Annotated in this window: 14 protein-coding genes; 12 read left to right on the forward strand and 2 right to left on the reverse strand. The window is 44.3% G+C overall.

Annotation, left to right across the window (positions count from 1 at the left end; genetic code table 11):
* Positions 1-5 precede the first annotated feature (5 nt).
* Together AUR67_RS16480 and AUR67_RS16485 are read right to left on the reverse strand one after the other, a co-directional pair.
* Positions 6-668: a response regulator transcription factor gene (locus tag AUR67_RS16480; RefSeq protein ID WP_054552322.1), complete on the reverse strand. Its 663-nt coding sequence runs from the start codon at positions 666-668 to the stop codon at positions 6-8.
* A gap of 112 nt (positions 669-780) precedes the next feature.
* Complete coding sequence (locus AUR67_RS16485) at positions 781-3,072, reverse strand: TonB-dependent receptor (RefSeq protein WP_058586091.1); 2,292 nt, start codon at positions 3,070-3,072, stop codon at positions 781-783.
* A 295-nt stretch (positions 3,073-3,367) separates the two neighbouring features.
* Between AUR67_RS16485 and AUR67_RS16490 the strand changes: the two genes are divergently transcribed.
* The 12 genes from AUR67_RS16490 to fusA all read left to right on the forward strand — a co-directional run bounded on the left by AUR67_RS16490 (position 3,368) and on the right by fusA (position 17,183).
* Positions 3,368-4,669, forward strand: a complete 1,302-nt coding sequence (locus AUR67_RS16490; RefSeq protein ID WP_054562937.1) for a GntP family permease — start codon at positions 3,368-3,370, stop codon at positions 4,667-4,669.
* A gap of 9 nt (positions 4,670-4,678) precedes the next feature.
* A complete protein-coding gene (locus tag AUR67_RS16495; RefSeq protein WP_058586092.1) occupies positions 4,679-5,866 on the forward strand; it encodes an E22 family MetX-like putative esterase in 1,188 nt (395 codons plus the stop codon).
* Between the two features lie 4 nt (positions 5,867-5,870).
* Positions 5,871-6,632: a 3-hydroxybutyrate dehydrogenase gene (locus AUR67_RS16500; protein ID WP_054552326.1), complete on the forward strand. Its 762-nt coding sequence runs from the start codon at positions 5,871-5,873 to the stop codon at positions 6,630-6,632.
* Between the two features lie 9 nt (positions 6,633-6,641).
* A complete protein-coding gene (locus tag AUR67_RS16505) occupies positions 6,642-7,349 on the forward strand; it encodes a CoA transferase subunit A (RefSeq protein ID WP_054552327.1) in 708 nt (235 codons plus the stop codon).
* Positions 7,350-7,360: 11 nt separating this feature from the next.
* Complete coding sequence (locus tag AUR67_RS16510; RefSeq protein ID WP_054562936.1) at positions 7,361-8,020, forward strand: 3-oxoacid CoA-transferase subunit B; 660 nt, start codon at positions 7,361-7,363, stop codon at positions 8,018-8,020.
* A gap of 227 nt (positions 8,021-8,247) precedes the next feature.
* Positions 8,248-9,489 (forward strand): OprO/OprP family phosphate-selective porin, encoded by a 1,242-nt coding sequence (locus tag AUR67_RS16515; RefSeq protein ID WP_054552329.1) that lies wholly within the window; start codon positions 8,248-8,250, stop codon positions 9,487-9,489.
* A gap of 12 nt (positions 9,490-9,501) precedes the next feature.
* Positions 9,502-10,467 (forward strand): Bug family tripartite tricarboxylate transporter substrate binding protein, encoded by a 966-nt coding sequence (locus AUR67_RS16520; protein WP_370316435.1) that lies wholly within the window; start codon positions 9,502-9,504, stop codon positions 10,465-10,467.
* Positions 10,468-10,476: 9 nt separating this feature from the next.
* Positions 10,477-10,941 carry a tripartite tricarboxylate transporter TctB family protein gene (locus tag AUR67_RS16525; RefSeq protein WP_058586093.1) on the forward strand — a complete coding sequence of 155 codons (465 nt, stop codon included), beginning with the start codon at positions 10,477-10,479 and terminating at the stop codon, positions 10,939-10,941.
* Positions 10,942-10,944: 3 nt separating this feature from the next.
* Complete coding sequence (locus tag AUR67_RS16530) at positions 10,945-12,483, forward strand: tripartite tricarboxylate transporter permease (protein ID WP_054552331.1); 1,539 nt, start codon at positions 10,945-10,947, stop codon at positions 12,481-12,483.
* Between the two features lie 14 nt (positions 12,484-12,497).
* On the forward strand, positions 12,498-14,120 hold the full coding sequence (locus AUR67_RS16535; RefSeq protein ID WP_058586094.1) for a sensor histidine kinase: 1,623 nt from the start codon (positions 12,498-12,500) through the stop codon (positions 14,118-14,120).
* 37 nt (positions 14,121-14,157) lie between these two features.
* The gene (locus tag AUR67_RS16540; RefSeq protein WP_058586095.1) at positions 14,158-14,886 is read left to right on the forward strand and encodes a response regulator; all 729 of its coding nucleotides are present in this window, start codon (positions 14,158-14,160) and stop codon (positions 14,884-14,886) included.
* A 209-nt stretch (positions 14,887-15,095) separates the two neighbouring features.
* Complete coding sequence (gene fusA, locus AUR67_RS16545; RefSeq protein WP_058586096.1) at positions 15,096-17,183, forward strand: elongation factor G; 2,088 nt, start codon at positions 15,096-15,098, stop codon at positions 17,181-17,183.
* Positions 17,184-17,291 lie beyond the last annotated feature (108 nt).

The raw sequence follows: 17,291 nt of genomic DNA on the forward strand, positions 1-17,291 counted from the left end.
TTAAATTAGCTTTCTTCGATTTTGCCAACTTGTGAAAGCTGGTTAAACAAAATGCCCGCTTGGGTACGGTTATAGACATTGAGTTTGCGTAAAATCGCTGACACATGTTGTTTGATTGTGGTTTCTTGAATCGACATTTCAAAGGCGATTTGTTTATTCAATAAACCGTCGGCAATCATCGCTAGTACGCGGTATTGCTGGGGGGTTAGTTTTTCAAGGTTACGAGCAAATTCGCTTTGTTCGTCGTTGATCACCACATCGGTTAAATCCACTTCAGGTGGTAACCAAGTGTCGCCGTTGAGTACATGGCTAATTGCTTCACTGATGACATCTAAAGAAGATGACTTAGGAATATAGCCAGCAGCACCAAGGCTCATCGCTTGTTTGATTATGGCGGGTGTCTCATTGGCAGAGACCATGATTACTAAGATATCAGGGTAGTGGTTACGCAGCTGCGAAAGGGCTTGTAGGCCATTTGCACCTGGGATCGTAAGGTCTAAAAATATTAGTTCAATCTCAGGGTGAGCGCTTAACAGTGCAAACAAACCATCAATGTCACTGGTTTCTTTAATATGTTCTTCAGGCACTGATGTCGCGGCAGCTTGACGCAGCGCACTTCTAAATAACGGGTGATCATCGGCGATTATGGTGTTCACAGCTAAAGACATTCCCTCGATTCTCCAATGCGTTATGTTATAAGTGATTTTGCGCTTTGAAACAAGGTTTGCCTGAAGGGAAGTTTCAGACAAACCTTTCTCACACAAGGATTTAGATTCTATTTTAGAAACGGTAACCAACAGTGAAGGCTACAGTGCGAGGGTCGCCGTAGTAACCAATCAGGGTATTATCACCACCTAAACCTGGGGTGTATTTGCTGGTATCTGTTGGGTCTGTTGGATCAGGTGCCACGAATTGGTAACCACCAATCATGTACTCTTCATCCGTTAAGTTTTTACCGTAAAGACCTGCAGTCCAGTGACCATCTGTGCTGTACCAAGTGATACCCATATTAAAGATACCGTAAGCATCTTGCGTTAATAGGCTATCTTCTTCGAATAGCGCGTAGTCGCCTCTGTGGTAGTAGTTACCATTGACAACAAAATCACCCATTTCTGTGTACATACGGTACGTTGCACCCAGGTTAAAGGTTAAATCAGGTGTGTTTGATACCGTAAAGCGGTCTGATTTATCGAATGCTTCACCGGTTTCTGGGTCGTAATCAATTACGTTATCGAAGCTACTATCGATGTAACCTACTGATGCATCAAAGCTGAGTGATTCTGTTGCAACATAGTTAAGCTCAAGCTCAATACCATCTGATGTTGACTCACCAATGTTACCTAAACGTTGGTTCAGATCTGCAGCACTGTCGCCCGGTAATACCGAAATATATTGACGATCTTTATGATCAAGGGTGAATAAGGTGACGTTTGCTCGTAAGTTGTTGTTCCACTCACTCTTCATACCGATTTCGAATGAATCAACGATTTCTGGTTTTGCTGCTGGCTCTGCAGTGGTTGCACGTGGGTTGAAAGTACCTGACTTAAAGCCTTGCGCATAACTTGCAAAGAACATGATGTCACGATTGTATTGGTATTCAACACCTGCACGTGGTGTGAAGCGTGACCATTCTTCTTCATCATCGAGTACTGTTGGAACCAGTTGGCCTTCTGGGCGAGTATAACCTGGCACCCAACCTGACTCAGGGTAAACAATATCAAAGATTAGGCCATTGTTAACCTGTGCTTCTTTTTTGTCTTTGGTGTAACGCGCGCCGAGTGTCATTGACCATTTATCGGTTAAATCAATTGAGCTTTGGATATACGCTGCTTTACTGTTTGAGTTACTACAGCCGCTTACTTCACGAGTCAGACCCGGAGCACCTAGGCTTTGACCTAAGATACCTAAAATAGCCTCAAATTGACCGCAAGATTCACCATCATAGTAGTAAAGACCCGAAACCAGTTTGTAGTTATCGCCTTGATGATTTAGCTGTAACTCATGAGTGGTTTGCTCATCATCGTAAATAGCAGGTACATCGAAAATTTGAATTGACGTGTTATCAAAGTCGATATTCGTTGGTGAGTAGCTCTCACGGCTTGAACCAATATATTTAATGCTAGTGCTGTCAGTCATATCCCAACGAGCAGTTAGGCTATAGCCTTCGAGTTCAACTTTATTCCATGTTGGTAAGCTGGTGTAAGAGTCATACACGCTGTCTGGAACTGGCGCATCAGTAAGAATACTTGGTAGTAAACGGTAACCACCTTTTGCGTTTGATTTGTCTTCTGTTTTATCCCACGCGAAACGGAAGAATAAGTCATCGGTCGGAGTGTATTCGAGTGTAACGCGAGCTGCGGTTACGTCTTTGTTGTAGTTTTCGCGGTCTTGGTTATCAAGAGCCGATGTTAAAAACTCACCAAAACCATCACGGTTAAGCGTTGCAAAACCAAAGCCCACGTAAAGTTTTTCGTCAACAATCGGTAATTGGCCAGTGATTTTTAAATCTTTTTGGTTATAGCTACCTACAGTGCCTTGAATATTTAAGGTTGCATCACCGCTCATTTCTTTGGTGACATATTTAATCGCACCACCTATGGTATTTTTACCGTAAAGCGTCCCTTGTGGACCACGTAATACTTCGATTTGTTGCACATCAAGAAGGTCAAGCACGGCACCCTGTGGACGAGCAAGGTAGACATCATCGATATAAATACCTACGCCTGGCTCATACCCCCAAAGAGGATCTTGCTGACCTACACCACGAATAAACGCGGTAATTGTAGAGTTAGTACCACGACTTGCTTGCAGGGTGGTATTTGGCGAGAACTGCTGAACTTCGGTCATAACGACGATGCCATTTTCTGCCAGTTCTTCAGCACCTACTGAGGTTACAGCAACAGGAACTTCTTGCAGGTTTTCAACAGTTTTACGTGCTGTTACCTGAATACGTTCAAGTTCACCTTTTTTTGCTGCAGGTTCGGCTTGTTCTGCCGCTTGAGCACTGACACCTGCCAAAGCAAGTGATACAGCCAGAGTAAGTGGCGCGACTTTTGGGTTAAGCTTTATCATGTTGTATTCCTTGTTATTGTTGTCATTAGTCTTATGGCCACTCACATTGATGTTGCCGAAGACTTAATAAGATTTGCCCGTGTCACCTGTCAATTAATGTAGAAGATAGTTGCAGAAATTGAATTAGTACCATAGTGCTATAGCCGCCACAGCCCTTTATTTATCAAGCAATTAAGCTATTTTTAAAGCAGATAGTACCTTAGTGTTATGTATTTTTTTAACGCTTAGGGTAAGACTGAAAGCATTATTCCGATGTCACCTCATCTGTGTAATAACAATAATTATAGGAATGTCTATGCTGAGCATGATAGGACTGTTAGGCGGTTTAATACTGCTGATCATTTTAACGCTGCGTGGGGTAAATTTATTTATCGCTGCGCCAATCTGTGCACTGTTAGTTGCACTTAGTAGTGGCATGGCCATTTTCCCTGTATCGGCAGATACAAACTTTATTAACGCCTATATGGATGGTTTTGCAGGCTTTTTAAGTGCGTGGTTCTTTATGTTCTTACTGGGTTCTTTATTCGGTAAATTCATGGAAGACACCGGTGCTGCAGACAGTGTAGCAAGCTACATTGTGGGTAAACTAGGTATGAAACACGCCGTTCTTGCGGTTGTAATTGCTTGTGCTGTTTTAACCTATGGTGGCGTGAGCGTATTTATCGTTGCGTTTTCTGTCTATCCAATGGCATTAAGTCTGTTTAAAGATGCAAACTTACCGCGCCGCTTTATTCCAGCAACGCTGGCATTTGGTTCGGTGACCTTTACCATGACTTCGGCAGGCTCGCCAGAAATTCAAAACTGGATCCCGGTTAAACACCTTGGTACGTCACCCTATGCGGCATGGGAAGTAAGCTTAGTCGTGGCTATTTTTATGGCCACAGCAGGTTACTTTTGGTTAAACAAGATGATCAAAAAGGCCGTTGCTAATGGCGAAACCTTTGAAGCGCGTGATGATGATCCTGTCATTATTGAACGTCGTCGTCCGCATCCAATTACGGGTGTGATCCCGCTTATCGTGGTGCTGCTTTTATCATTTACGCTTCATGATGTACTACAGCAAACAGCGCTTATTGTTGCCTTACTTGGTGGTGTACTGAGTATTGTGATTATTAACTTTAAGCATTTTCACGATATGGGTAACGCTATTAATGTTGGTACAACCGGCGCTTTAGTAGCAATCGGTAATACCGCTGCTGTGGTTGGTTTTGGCGCTGTGGCGAAAGTATCACCGGCATTTACCGCTGCTGTCGATGTGATGACCCATATGCCTGGGAATGAGTTAGTTGGTGCTGCGGTTGCGGTCAGTGTAATTGCCGGTTTAACAGGCTCTGCTTCTGGCGGACAAGCCATTGCATTACCGCTTGTCGCACCAGGTTATTTAGACATGGGAGTAAACCCTGAACAACTGCACCGTGTGGTGGCGATTAGTTCTGGAGCCCTCGATACCTTGCCGCATAATGGGTATGTGGTCACAACAATACGCGCTATCTGTAAAGAAACGCATCAACGAGCGTATTGGTCAATGGCAGCACTCACTGCGGTTATTCCGCTTATCGGTGTCGCATTGGCACTTGGACTCTTTATTATCTTTTAAGGAACAGCAATGAAAACCAAATTAATAATTTTGCTATGGCTGGTTGTATTTAGTAGCACTGCCTTTGGCGCTGCAAACAAAGCCGACACCATGCTGGTGGAAAAACAGCATTTTACGACAAAAGATTTTACCACTGTGTCTGGTGTGACGTTAGAGCAAGTGGATATTGGCTGGGAAAGCTATGGAAAGCTAAACGCCAATAAAGATAACGTGATTTTAATCACTCACTATTTCTCTGGTACTTCTCATGCCGCAGGTAAATATAAAGCGGATGATGCCCTACCGGGTTATTGGGATGCGATTATCGGCCCAGGTAAAGCTATCGATACTAATAAATATTATGTGATTAGCTCAGATACCTTAGTGAATGCCAACTGGCATGATGAAAATGTAATCACCACAGGCCCTGCATCAACTAATCCAAAAACAGGCAAACCTTATGGTTTAGATTTTCCTGTGGTTACGATTACTGACTTTGTGAATGTGCAAAAGCGCTTACTCGACAGCCTAGGTATCACTAAATTGCATGCCGTGATGGGCGCATCAATGGGCTCGTTTCAAGCACTTGAGTGGGCAACACGTTACCCAGATAAAGTAGAGCGTTTAATTCATGTGATTGGCGCTGCAACCATGGATGCATGGACAGTCGCTGCACTTGAAAAATGGGCGTTACCAATTCGTTTAGATAAAAACTGGCAGCAAGGTAATTATTACGGTAAAGAGCGCCCGTTAGATGGCTTAGCGGCAACCATGCTTAATATTACGCAAGATGCGATGCATCCAATTATTTATAACGCGAGCTTCCCTGACTTTAATGTATTGGATGAAGGTGCATTAAAAGATATTCGTACCTTGCCTAAGTTAAACCAAGTACTCGCTCAGCGCGCAATGGCACGAGCGAAAACGCAAGATGCCAACCATGTACTTTATTTGGTCCGGGCATCACAACTATTTACCGCTGGCATGCAAAGTGATTTAACAACGGCGCTTAAAAATGTCTCTGCCAAAACATTATTACTACCCGCAACGAACGACTTACTACTTCGCCCTGAAAACATGCGTACTGTGTTTGACACCATGAAAGCGGCAGGTAAAGACGTTGAGATTTCAGAAATTGAAGGGGGCTGGGGACACCTTGATGGTATTTTCTCAATCACCCCTAAAGCGCAGCTTATCAGTGAGTTTTTAGAGGAGTAGCCCGATGAGCAAAACAGTTTTAATTACCGGTGCAGCCAGTGGTATTGGTCTATATGTTGCCCAGCAACTGGCGATGCAAGGTCACACTATTATTGTGACTGATTTAAATCAGCAAGCAGCACAACAAGCGGCAGCAGGCATTGTTGAGCAAGGTGGTAGCGCCGAAGGGTATGCACTTAATGTGGCTGATAGTGATGCAATAGAGCAGTTTTTCACTGAGCTTAATCAGCCAATTGATGTACTTATTAATAACGCGGGTATTCAGCACGTTGCAAAGCTTGAAGATTTTCCGGCTGATAAATGGCAGTTCTTACAGCAAGTTATGCTCGTTGGCCCGGCGATGATGACCAAGGCGGTACTCCCTCGCATGCGTGAGCAAGATTTTGGTCGCATCATTAATATTGGCTCAATTCATGCGATGGTGGCGTCTAAATATAAGTCGGCTTATATTGCTGCAAAACATGGCTTAATCGGCTTTGCTAAAACCATGGCACTCGAAACGGGTGATGCCAACATCACGATTAATACTGTGTGTCCAGCCTATGTAAAAACGCCGCTTGTGGAGCAACAAATTGCCTCGCAAGCTAAAGAGCATGGTATTTCTGAGCAACAAGTGATCGACACAATTATGCTAGCACCGATGCCGAAAAAAGCATTTATCGGCTTAGATGAGATCCTGCATACCGTTAGCTTTTTAATGGCCGATGCAGCACGCAATATTACCGCCCAAGCAATCGCCATTGATGGCGGTTGGACTGCACAGTAGGAGGAGCCAATGGCAGGTTTTGATAAAGTAGTTACAAGTTACAGCGAAGCGATGGCTGGCCTTGAAGATGGCATGACAGTGATAGCCGGTGGTTTTGGTTTATGTGGTATTCCTGAAGGACTGATTGCGCAAATTAAACGTCAAGGCACCCGTGGTTTAACTGTGGTATCGAATAACTGTGGCGTTGATGGTTTTGGTTTAGGAGTGCTGCTTGAAGACAAGCAAATCAGCAAGATGGTTGCCTCTTACGTTGGTGAAAACGCGTTATTTGAGCAGCAGTTATTAAATGGTGAACTTGAAGTTGAGCTCACACCGCAAGGCACTTTAGCTGAAAAAATGCGAGCTGGCGGTGCGGGTATTCCTGCATTTTATACCGCAACGGGCGTGGGTACTCCGGTGGCTGACGGTAAAGAAACCCGCAATATTAATGGTCGTGACTATTTATTAGAGCCAAGCATTACTGGCGACTTTGCGATAGTTAAAGCGTGGAAAGCAGATCGCTACGGTAACTGCATTTATCGTCATACGGCGATGAACTTTAATCCGATGGCAGCAACCGCAGGCAAAATTACGGTTCTTGAAGTTGAAGAAATTGTTGAGCCAGGGGAGCTAGAGCCAAGCCAAATTCACACGCCGGGTATCTATATTGACCGAGTGATTAAAGGTGAATTTGAAAAACGCATCGAGAAAGTTACCACTAAGCAAGAGAATCAATAAGGAGCACGCTGATGGCATTATCACGAGAACAAATCGCTAAACGCGTGGCGATGGAACTACAGGATGGTTACTACGTTAACTTAGGTATAGGTATTCCAACCTTGGTTGCTAATTATGTCCCTGATGGCATCGAAGTGATGCTGCAATCTGAAAATGGTTTACTCGGTATGGGGCCATACCCAAGTGCAGACCAAGTTGATGCCGATATGATCAACGCAGGTAAAGAAACGGTCACCGCTGCAACGGGGGCGGCTATATTTAGCTCCGCAGAAAGCTTTGCCATGATCCGCGGCGGCCACGTTGATTTAACCGTGCTGGGCGCGTTTGAAGTAGACCAAAACGGCAACATAGCCAGTTGGATGATCCCGAAAAAGCTGGTTAAAGGAATGGGCGGTGCGATGGACTTGGTGGCTGGTGCTAAAAACATTATTTGTACTATGACCCATGCCAACAAGCATGGCGAATCAAAACTGCTGACCGAATGTAGTTTGCCGTTAACGGGCGTTGGTTGTATCAATAAAGTGATCACCGATTTGGCACTTTTAGAAATTAAAGACGGTGCATTTCATTTATTAGAGCGTGCTCCAGGTGTCTCGGTTGATGAGATTATTGCTAAGACACAGGGCAAACTTATTGTCTCTGGTGACGTTCCTGAGATGACTTTTAGCTAGTTTTGCGACTTTTAAGCAGCTAATTTGCCTAGATTTTATACTAACCCCCAGTAATGTGCTTTTTGTTCATGAGTTTTATGAACAAAAAGCCATTTATCACCATCAATGCAACTTACCCCCTAAACATTTCGTTAATCTATCGTTAACACTATGCTCCAAACCAGATCGCCATTTGCAGTAGGCCGATCAACGACAACAAATAATTATAATCTGGTGTGGAGTAATTCATGAAAGCAAGTAACACACAGCTCGCTTTAGCCGTTGCAGCGGCGTTAGCAAGTACATCAGCATTCGCACAAAGCGACACTGAACAACTACAGCAACAACTCGATGCACTTCAAAAAGAAGTGGATTCATTAAAAACATCTAGCGGCTTCAACCTAGAATTTGGTGGTCGCGTGCAACTTGATTACAACTATTTCGACGGTGCTTACAATGCCGACAATGATGGCGCTGGAGGCAGCGACTTCTTCCCACGTCGTATCCGTACTTATGTTGAAAGTGAACATGGTAACTGGGATCACAAATTACTACTGGAATTTTCTGAAGGCACGGCTGAAATCGTGTTAGCGCGGGTACGTTATGCATTCGACAACGGCTTAAAAGTAAAAGCCGGTAAAATTCGTGAAGACATGTCGCTCAATGCGCTAACCAGTTCTAAACACATTAATACCATTGAGCGTAGCACCCTTGCTAACACCTTCTCGCCTTTCTTCCGCTGGGGTATCTCGGCTTATCAATATTTTAAAGATTCAGGCTTACGTTACGCCGTGGGTGTTTACAAAAACGATGCGTTTGGTGCATCGGGCCATGACGAAGATGACAAACTAACATTGGCTGTAACAGGTCGCTTAACTTGGTCTAGTGCAGCGCCGGGTGATGTGATTCATTTAGGTGCTTGGCACTCTTATCGTGATATGGGCGACAATGATTTAAGCGCTCGTTTTGCCCGTGGTGAAGTGCGTGAAACCAATGTTCGCTTAGTGGATTACGCAGTCGGTGGTGAAACCGCAGCGCTAAATAGCATGTCGCAAAGCGGTCTTGAATTTGCCTACCAAGCAAATGCATTCACTCTAGAGGCTGAATATGCCAGCCGTTACCTTGATACGGTAGATAGCAGCAACGAACTTGATGGTGAGCGTTTTGATGGCTTTCATGTCTCGGCAAGTTACTTCTTAGGCGGTGAGCAGCGCCGTTACAAAGCAGGTTCAGCGTTATTTGTTCAGCCAAAAGGGATTAAAGATGCATGGGAACTTGTTGCCCGTGTGTCACAAATGAATGCCAGCAGCAAACAGCAAGGTACCGACGTAACCACTTATACATTAGGCACATCTTATTACCTAAGCAGCGATATCAAATTTATGGGCAACCTGATTTACAGCGATGTTGATGGTGCCGGTGCTTCTACGCTGGTAGGTGATGAAGATTCAGGTATGGGCATCAGTGCTCGTATGCAGTACTTATTTTAGGAGTCGTGCATTATGACTATGTTTAAATCATTAAAAAGATCTGTTTTAGCAGCTTCATTATTAGTAGCCAGCCCACTGGCATTAGCAAACTTACACTTTTTGGTACCGGGTGGCCCAGGCGGCGGTTGGGATACCACCGCGCGTGGTGTCGGTGAAGCAATGGTAAAAGCGGGCATTGAAGACAATGCATCGTTTCAGAATATGTCGGGCGGCGGCGGTGGCCGTGCAATTGCTTACTTGATTGAGTCGGGCACTAAAAAAGGCGATATGTTGATGGTTAACTCAACGCCTATCGTACTGCGCGCATTATCAGGCAAAATTCCTTACAGCTATCGCGATTTAACACCAGTTGCCAGCATGATTGCTGATTATGGTGCGTTTGTTGTGCGTAATGACTCGCCATTTAAAACATGGCAAGACGTTATTGATGCAATGAAAAAAGACCCAGGCTCTGTAAAAGTAGCAGGTGGCTCTGCGCGCGGCAGCATGGATCACTTAGTGGCAGCACAAGCGGTGAAGGCGGCGGGTCTTGATGGCCGTCGATTACGTTACATCCCTTATGATGCCGGTGGTAAAGCGAAAGCTGGTTTATTGTCGGGCGAGGTCAACTTACTTTCAACAGGCTTAAGTGAAGCACTCGAAGTCGCAAATGGTGGTCAGGCACGTATTTTAGCGGTGACTTCCGCAGATAAATTGCCAGATTACCCAGCAATTCCAACCCTAAAGTCGCTAGGTTACGACATGGAGTTCGTAAACTGGCGCGGCTTTTTTGCAACCCCAGATTTACCAGCAGACAAACTAGCCGAGTACACAGAAAAGCTACGTAAGTTGCAACAAACCCCTGAATGGGAAGCGGTTCGTGCCCGCAATGGTTGGCTAAATCTATTTCAAGAAAAAGAAGCGTTTATTAAATCGCTTGAGCAGCAAGAAGCGCAATTACGCGTTGTAATGAAAGAACTTGGTTTTATCCGAGGCTAAGGTTAGACGATGTTAAACCGTGAACTAATTGGACCAAGTTTATTCTTGGTCCTCTTTACCCTATACGCCCTTGTGGCTTGGCAAATTCCACTTATGCCATTTGAAGAGTACGAAAGCGTTACTTCTGCAACCTTACCAAAAGTATATGCAGTATTTGGTATCGTGGTGTGTGTACTTTCGATTGGTGCCAACTTATTAAAGCAAGCGCCAGCAGAAAAAGCAGAGCTACTCAGTAAGGGCAACTTACTACGTACCTTTGCACTGTTGGTTTTAATGGTTGTTTATAGCGCCATGCTTGAACCGTTCGGCTTTTTAATTGCCACCAGTGCATTTTTAATTACGGGCTTTTTTATCATGGGCGAACGCCGTAAGGCAGTGTTGTTGTTTGCTTCTGTGCCTGTGGCCGTAGTTTTTTGGTTTTTAATGACACAAGTACTGGGCATTTACTTAGTACCTGGCAATCTGTGGAGTTAAGTTATGCTTGATGGAATTATGTTAGGTTTGTCGACCGTACTCGACTGGAACAACTTGTTATATGTGATTGTAGGCTGCTTTGTTGGCACGTTCATCGGTATGCTACCTGGCCTTGGTCCAATTACCGCGATTGCGTTGATGATCCCGATCACTTACAGCATCGGTGCTGATTCGGGCATGATTTTAATGGCCGGTGTTTACTACGGGGCTATATTCGGTGGCTCTACTTCTTCTATTTTGATTAATGCGCCGGGTGTAGCGGGGACAGTAGCATCATCGTTTGATGGTTACCCGCTAGCAAAACAAGGCAAGGCTGGTAAAGCCCTTGCGATTGCAGCTTATTCATCCTTTATAGGCGGGACGATTGGCGCCATTTTATTGATGGTGGCTGCGCCATTATTAGCGAAAGTGTCATTAAGTTTTCAGTCGCCTGATTATGTTGTACTGATGTTTTTAGGCTTAACGGCGATTGCTGCGTTCTCTAATAAAGGGCAATTTTTAAAAGCCATGATGATGACGGTATTTGGTTTAATGTTGGCAACGGTAGGTATTGATCCCTCTTCAGGTACCGAGCGCTTTACTTTTGGCCAAGCTGATTTATTAGATGGTATTAGCTTTTTATTAGTAGCAATGGCAACGTTTGCGTTGGCCGAGGCACTGATTAATGTGGCGCGCCCTGAAGCTGAGCCAGATAAAAAAATTGATGATCCTGATACGCCAAAAATTGGCTCGACAAAACTGACTAAAGAAGAAGTAAAAGACATGGCTCCTGTGGTTGGTCGCTCATCTTTACTTGGTTTTATTGTCGGTGTTTTACCGGGCGCAGGAGCAACCATTGCCAGCTTTATGGCCTATGCTACTGAACGTAACCTTGCTCCAAAGGCACTGAAAGATAAATTTGGTAAGGGCTCAATGCGTGGCTTAGCCGCACCTGAGTCGGCTAATAATGCTGCCTGTACGGGCTCATTTGTACCATTACTGACTTTAGGTATTCCAGGTTCTGGTACGACAGCTATTATGCTAGGTGCATTAATTGCCTACGGTATTCAGCCGGGTCCTATGTTAATGCAAGAAAACCCAAGCGTGTTTTGGGCAGTCATTGTTAGTATGTACTTTGGCAATATTGTACTGCTGATTTTGAATCTGCCGTTGATCCCATATTTCGCTAAAGTGTTGGCAATGCCTAAATCTGTGCTGACAGTGATGATTTTATTCTTCAGCTTAATTGGTGTGTATTTAGTGTCATTTAACACCTTTGATTTATTTATGATGGTGGGCTTTGCGCTGGTGGCCTTGGTGCTTCGATTGTTAGCTTTCCCGATGGCGCCTTTATTACTTGGCTTTATCCTCGGTGATATGATTGAGCGAAACTTCCGTCGTGCCATGATGATTTCAGATGGCTCGCTGAGCTTTTTATGGGACCGCCCATTAACACTGAGTATTTTTGTGATTTCGATCTTAGTGTTGTTGTTCCCACTGAAAGACTATATTGTCCAACGTCGTAAAGAAAAAGCAGCTACGCAAGCAGAGCAACATGCGTAGAACAAGGCACTGATATGAGATACACCAATACGCTAAACCCATTTCAGCATGTGGTTAAAAAACCTAAGCGCTTAGAAACGCGACTCATTATTTGGGTTACCGGTCTATGTGTTTTACAGGCTGTATTGTTTGGCGCTTTGGTGTATCAGATCACTGCAGAAAGCTTACATAACCACATGGGTGATAAAGCGCTTGCGCTTGCAACCAGTATTGCCTCACGGGATGACGTGCAAAACGCATTGCAAACCAAGCAAGGGCTTGATGAGTTAAATACGCAAATAGAGCATATTCGTGAACTCACCGCAGCCAGCTTTATTGTGATTGGCGATAACAATACCCGCCGCATTGTTCACCCAGACCCAGACAAGCTAGGTAAGCCGATGGTGGGTGGTGATAGTAAAGCGGCGCTGCGTGGTGAGCGGTATGTGTCAATTGCTAAAGGGAGTTTGGGCGAGTCTATTCGTGGCAAAGTCCCCGTGCTCTCAGAGCGAGGCGAAGTCATCGGCTTGGTATCGGTTGGCTTTTTAGTGCAATCAATTGAACCGCTTATTCGTGCTCGCAGTGCTGAAATTATGCTTTGGGGTTTGTTGTTAGTAGGTTTAAGTATTTTGGCCGCGGTGTATATTGGTCAACGGGTTCGTAATGCTATTTTTGGTTTACAGCCAGATGAAATAGCACGGTTGTTCTCTGAGCAAGATGCTATTTTGAATACTGTTCGTAGCGGCATTATCGCCCTCGATCCTGAGGGTAATGTGCGTAACTTAAATCAACGTGCCTGCGAAATCCTCGGCAAACCGACCAGCTGTATTCATCAACCACTTAAACTTGCAGACTTACTTCCTGAACATAGCGAGTTTTTAATGCATAACCAACAGCGTCCGATTGTAGGTTTTGAATTATTTGCCGCCGATAAACGCATTGTGTTGTCGCGATATGCATTGCAGGTGCAAGGCCAGGCTGATGGTATTTTGCTAAGTATGCGCCCTGCGGATGAGCTTGAATATTTATCGCAACAATTAACCAAAGTACAAGCCTTTGCTGAGTTATTACGAGTGCAAACGCATGATTACTCGAACAAGCTAAACTTAATTGGTGCGTTAATTCAGATGGGGCAAACGGATCAGGCGATTGATCTCATTGGTCAAGAAAGTAAAGGCTCGCAAGCGCAGATCCATCATTTACTCGAAAGGATCCAAGATCCGGTACTAGCAGGTTTATTGGTTGGTAAATACCATAAAGCCCGTGAATTAAACGTGATTCTTGAGCTCAACCCAGACAGCTTATTGGGATCGATCACCCGTAAAGATATGCTCGAACGGGTTGTCTCGATACTTGGCAATTTGATTGATAACGCAATTGAAGCTGCTATTCGAGCTAGTGATACACGTACCCCTAAGGTTCGTGTTACGGTTGACGAAACCAGTAAAACATTATTGTTTGATGTTGAAGACAGCGGCTTTGGTTTAGGCGATGACAAGGATGTGATATTCACACCACAATACAGTTCTAAGTCAGGGGCAGAGCATGGTATTGGCTTATATTTAGTTAAAACCAACTTAGATTCGTGTCGTGGTAGTTTAGAAATAGGTGAGTCTGATCTGATGGGGGCACGTTTAAGTGTCTACATTCCAAAATAATAAAAACTGATCAGCCTCTAAATAAAAGGTAAAGAACATGACTTATTCAGTTGTCATTGTTGAAGATGAAGTAGAAGTAGCCCAATTATTGGCGCAATATTTATTACTTCCTCATGGCGTTGCTGGCCAACAAGGGACGCGGCAAACACTGCGTCAGGGGCAGTATCAGGTTGTGGGTATTGCAGGCAATCTTGCCACTGCGAAAGCGTTATTATCGGCGATTAATGCCGATTTAATTTTGCTCGATATTCATTTACCCGATGGTAATGGTCTTGATTTACTCAATGAACTACGCCGCGAAGAAATGAAAAGCGAAGTAATGCTGTTAACCGCAGCAAAAGAAGTAGAAACACTGGAAAAAGCCATGCAGCTTGGCGCTTGTGACTTCTTAGTTAAACCATTAATGCTAAATCGCTTAGATCAAGCACTTGCTCGATTCGAAGCAAGGCAGCAATGTTTATCGGATGCTGATGAAGTAACCCAATCTATGGTCGATACTTTATTTGGATCGCAAGAACAGTTAAAAACACCCGTTAGGTTGCCAAAAGGGGTGGATCAGCTCACTTTGCAAAAGATCTTAAAAGCCTTTAAGGCGAATATTGGCACGACTTTTACTGCTCAGCAAATGGGGGATTTAGTGGGTGTAAGTCGCTCAACGGCCCGTCGTTACCTTGAATATCTGCTTGAAGCAGAACAAGTCGGTGCTGATCAGAGCTACGGAAGCATTGGCCGACCCGAGCGCTGTTATAAAATGACAAGTAGCTAATCACATCATTTAATAACCTAATCATCGCTAAATTAGCGATTTTAGTAGCATAAATTCACTGATCGGCACCTTAAAAAGTGCCGCTTATCTTGACCATAGAAAAATTTTATAAAATTGATTGCATTTTAAGCGACTTCGATGGTGATGTTCGCTTTAAGTAATGCTATACTCCCGCCGAATAATTTTTCGACTTTATTAAGAGTAAAATAATGGCAGATTTATCGAAGTACAGAAATATTGGTATTTTCGCCCACGTTGACGCGGGTAAAACTACCACCACTGAGCGTATCCTTAAGCTTACGGGTAAAATTCATAAGACTGGTGAGGTACACGACGGTGAGTCTACTACTGACTTCATGGACCAAGAAGCTGAGCGCGGTATTACAATCCAATCAGCTGCTGTAACTTGTGAGTGGAAAGGCCACCGCTTAAACGTTATCGATACTCCGGGACACGTTGACTTCACAGTAGAAGTATACCGTTCACTTAAAGTACTAGACGGTGGTATCGGTGTATTCTGTGGTTCTGGTGGTGTTGAGCCGCAGTCAGAAACTAACTGGCGTTATGCGAACGAATCAGAAGTTGCACGTGTAATCTTCGTAAACAAACTAGACCGTATGGGTGCTGATTTCTACCGTGTTGTTGGTCAAGTTGAGAAAGTACTTGGTGCTAACCCACTAGTTATGACTTTACCAATCGGTATCGAAGACCAATTCACTGGCGTTGTAGACGTACTTGAGAAAAAAGCATACGTTTGGGATGACACTGGTCTTCCTGAAAACTACGAAGTACAAGACGTTCCAGCTGACATGGTAGACAAAGTTGATGAATACCATGAGATGCTTGTTGAGTCTGCTGTTGAGCAAGACGAAGACTTAATGATGGCTTACATGGATGGTGAAGAGCCGTCTTTAGAAGATATCAAACGTTGTATCCGTAAAGGTACTCGTGATCTTGCATTCTTCCCAACTTACTGTGGTTCTGCGTTCAAAAACAAAGGTATGCAGTTAGTACTAGACGCGGTTGTAGATTACCTACCTTCGCCTACAGAAGTTGATCCTCAACCTCTAACTGATAAAGACACAGGTGAGCCTACTGGTGAAGTAGCAACTGTTTCTGCAGATGAGCCACTTAAAGCGTTAGCGTTCAAAATCATGGACGACCGTTTCGGTGCACTTACGTTCATCCGTATCTACGCTGGTCGTATGAAGAAAGGTGACACAGTACTTAACTCAGCAACTGGTAAAACAGAGCGTATCGGCCGTATGGTTGAGATGCAAGCTGATGAGCGTAACGAACTTACTGAAGCACAAGCGGGTGACATCATCGCTGTTGTTGGTATGAAGAACGTTCAAACTGGTCACACTCTTTGTGATCCTAAGCACGAATGTACACTTGAAGCGATGATCTTCCCTGATCCAGTAATCTCAATCGCTGTTGCTCCTAAAGACAAAGGCGGTAACGAGAAGATGGGTATCGCGATCGGTAAGATGGTTGCAGAAGATCCTTCATTCCAAGTTGAAACTGACGAAGATTCAGGCGAAACCATCCTTAAAGGTATGGGTGAGCTTCACTTAGATATCAAAGTAGATATCCTTAAGCGTACTTACGGCGTAGACCTAGTTGTTGGTCAACCTCAGGTTGCTTACCGTGAAACTATCACGAAAGAAATCGAAGATAGCTACACGCATAAGAAACAATCTGGTGGTTCTGGTCAATTCGGTAAGATCGATTACCGCATCAAGCCAGGCGAGCAAAACTCAGGCTTCACGTTCTCTTCATCAGTTGTTGGTGGTAACGTACCTAAAGAATTCTGGCCTGCAGTTGAGAAAGGCTTCGCATCAATGATGCAAGAAGGTGTTCTAGCTGGCTTCCCAGTATTAGACGTTGAAGTTGAACTTTTCGACGGTGCTTTCCACGCAGTTGACTCATCAGCAATCGCGTTCGAAATCGCTGCTAAAGGCGCTTTCCGTCAGTCTATCCCTAAAGCGGGTGCACAACTTCTTGAGCCAATCATGAAAGTTGACGTATTCACTCCGGAAGACAACGTAGGTGACGTAATCGGTGACCTTAACCGTCGTCGTGGTATGATCAAAGACCAAGAAGCTGGCGCAATGGGCGTTCGCATCAAGGGTGATGTACCGCTTTCTGAAATGTTCGGTTACATCGGCCACTTACGTACTATCACTTCTGGTCGTGGTCAGTTCTCTATGGAGTTCTCACACTACGCACCATGTCCTGCAAACGTTGCTGAAACAGTAATCGCTGCAGAAAAAGAGAAAAAAGCTGCTAAGTAATTAGCCTCTTAACTTCTTTTAAAAAAACCCGCACTTGTTGCGGGTTTTTTATTGCCTAAAAATCGTAAATGTATTGTCGTAATTTTTTCGATTACAAAATAATCATTT

This window comes from Pseudoalteromonas sp. XI10, from assembly GCF_001469895.1.
GTDB lineage: Bacteria > Pseudomonadota > Gammaproteobacteria > Enterobacterales > Alteromonadaceae > Pseudoalteromonas.

Excerpts from the sequence above, each read along its gene's own strand:
- AUR67_RS16480 (WP_054552322.1), bottom strand. The coding sequence starts at position 668 with ATGTCTTTAGCTGTGAACACCATAATCGCCGATGATCACCCGTTATTT.
- AUR67_RS16485 (WP_058586091.1), bottom strand. The coding sequence starts at position 3,072 with ATGATAAAGCTTAACCCAAAAGTCGCGCCACTTACTCTGGCTGTATCA.
- AUR67_RS16490 (WP_054562937.1), top strand. The coding sequence starts at position 3,368 with ATGCTGAGCATGATAGGACTGTTAGGCGGTTTAATACTGCTGATCATT.
- AUR67_RS16495 (WP_058586092.1), top strand. The coding sequence starts at position 4,679 with ATGAAAACCAAATTAATAATTTTGCTATGGCTGGTTGTATTTAGTAGC.
- AUR67_RS16500 (WP_054552326.1), top strand. The coding sequence starts at position 5,871 with ATGAGCAAAACAGTTTTAATTACCGGTGCAGCCAGTGGTATTGGTCTA.
- AUR67_RS16505 (WP_054552327.1), top strand. The coding sequence starts at position 6,642 with ATGGCAGGTTTTGATAAAGTAGTTACAAGTTACAGCGAAGCGATGGCT.
- AUR67_RS16510 (WP_054562936.1), top strand. The coding sequence starts at position 7,361 with ATGGCATTATCACGAGAACAAATCGCTAAACGCGTGGCGATGGAACTA.
- AUR67_RS16515 (WP_054552329.1), top strand. The coding sequence starts at position 8,248 with ATGAAAGCAAGTAACACACAGCTCGCTTTAGCCGTTGCAGCGGCGTTA.
- AUR67_RS16520 (WP_370316435.1), top strand. The coding sequence starts at position 9,502 with ATGACTATGTTTAAATCATTAAAAAGATCTGTTTTAGCAGCTTCATTA.
- AUR67_RS16525 (WP_058586093.1), top strand. The coding sequence starts at position 10,477 with ATGTTAAACCGTGAACTAATTGGACCAAGTTTATTCTTGGTCCTCTTT.
- AUR67_RS16530 (WP_054552331.1), top strand. The coding sequence starts at position 10,945 with ATGCTTGATGGAATTATGTTAGGTTTGTCGACCGTACTCGACTGGAAC.
- AUR67_RS16535 (WP_058586094.1), top strand. The coding sequence starts at position 12,498 with ATGAGATACACCAATACGCTAAACCCATTTCAGCATGTGGTTAAAAAA.
- AUR67_RS16540 (WP_058586095.1), top strand. The coding sequence starts at position 14,158 with ATGACTTATTCAGTTGTCATTGTTGAAGATGAAGTAGAAGTAGCCCAA.
- fusA (WP_058586096.1), top strand. The coding sequence starts at position 15,096 with ATGGCAGATTTATCGAAGTACAGAAATATTGGTATTTTCGCCCACGTT.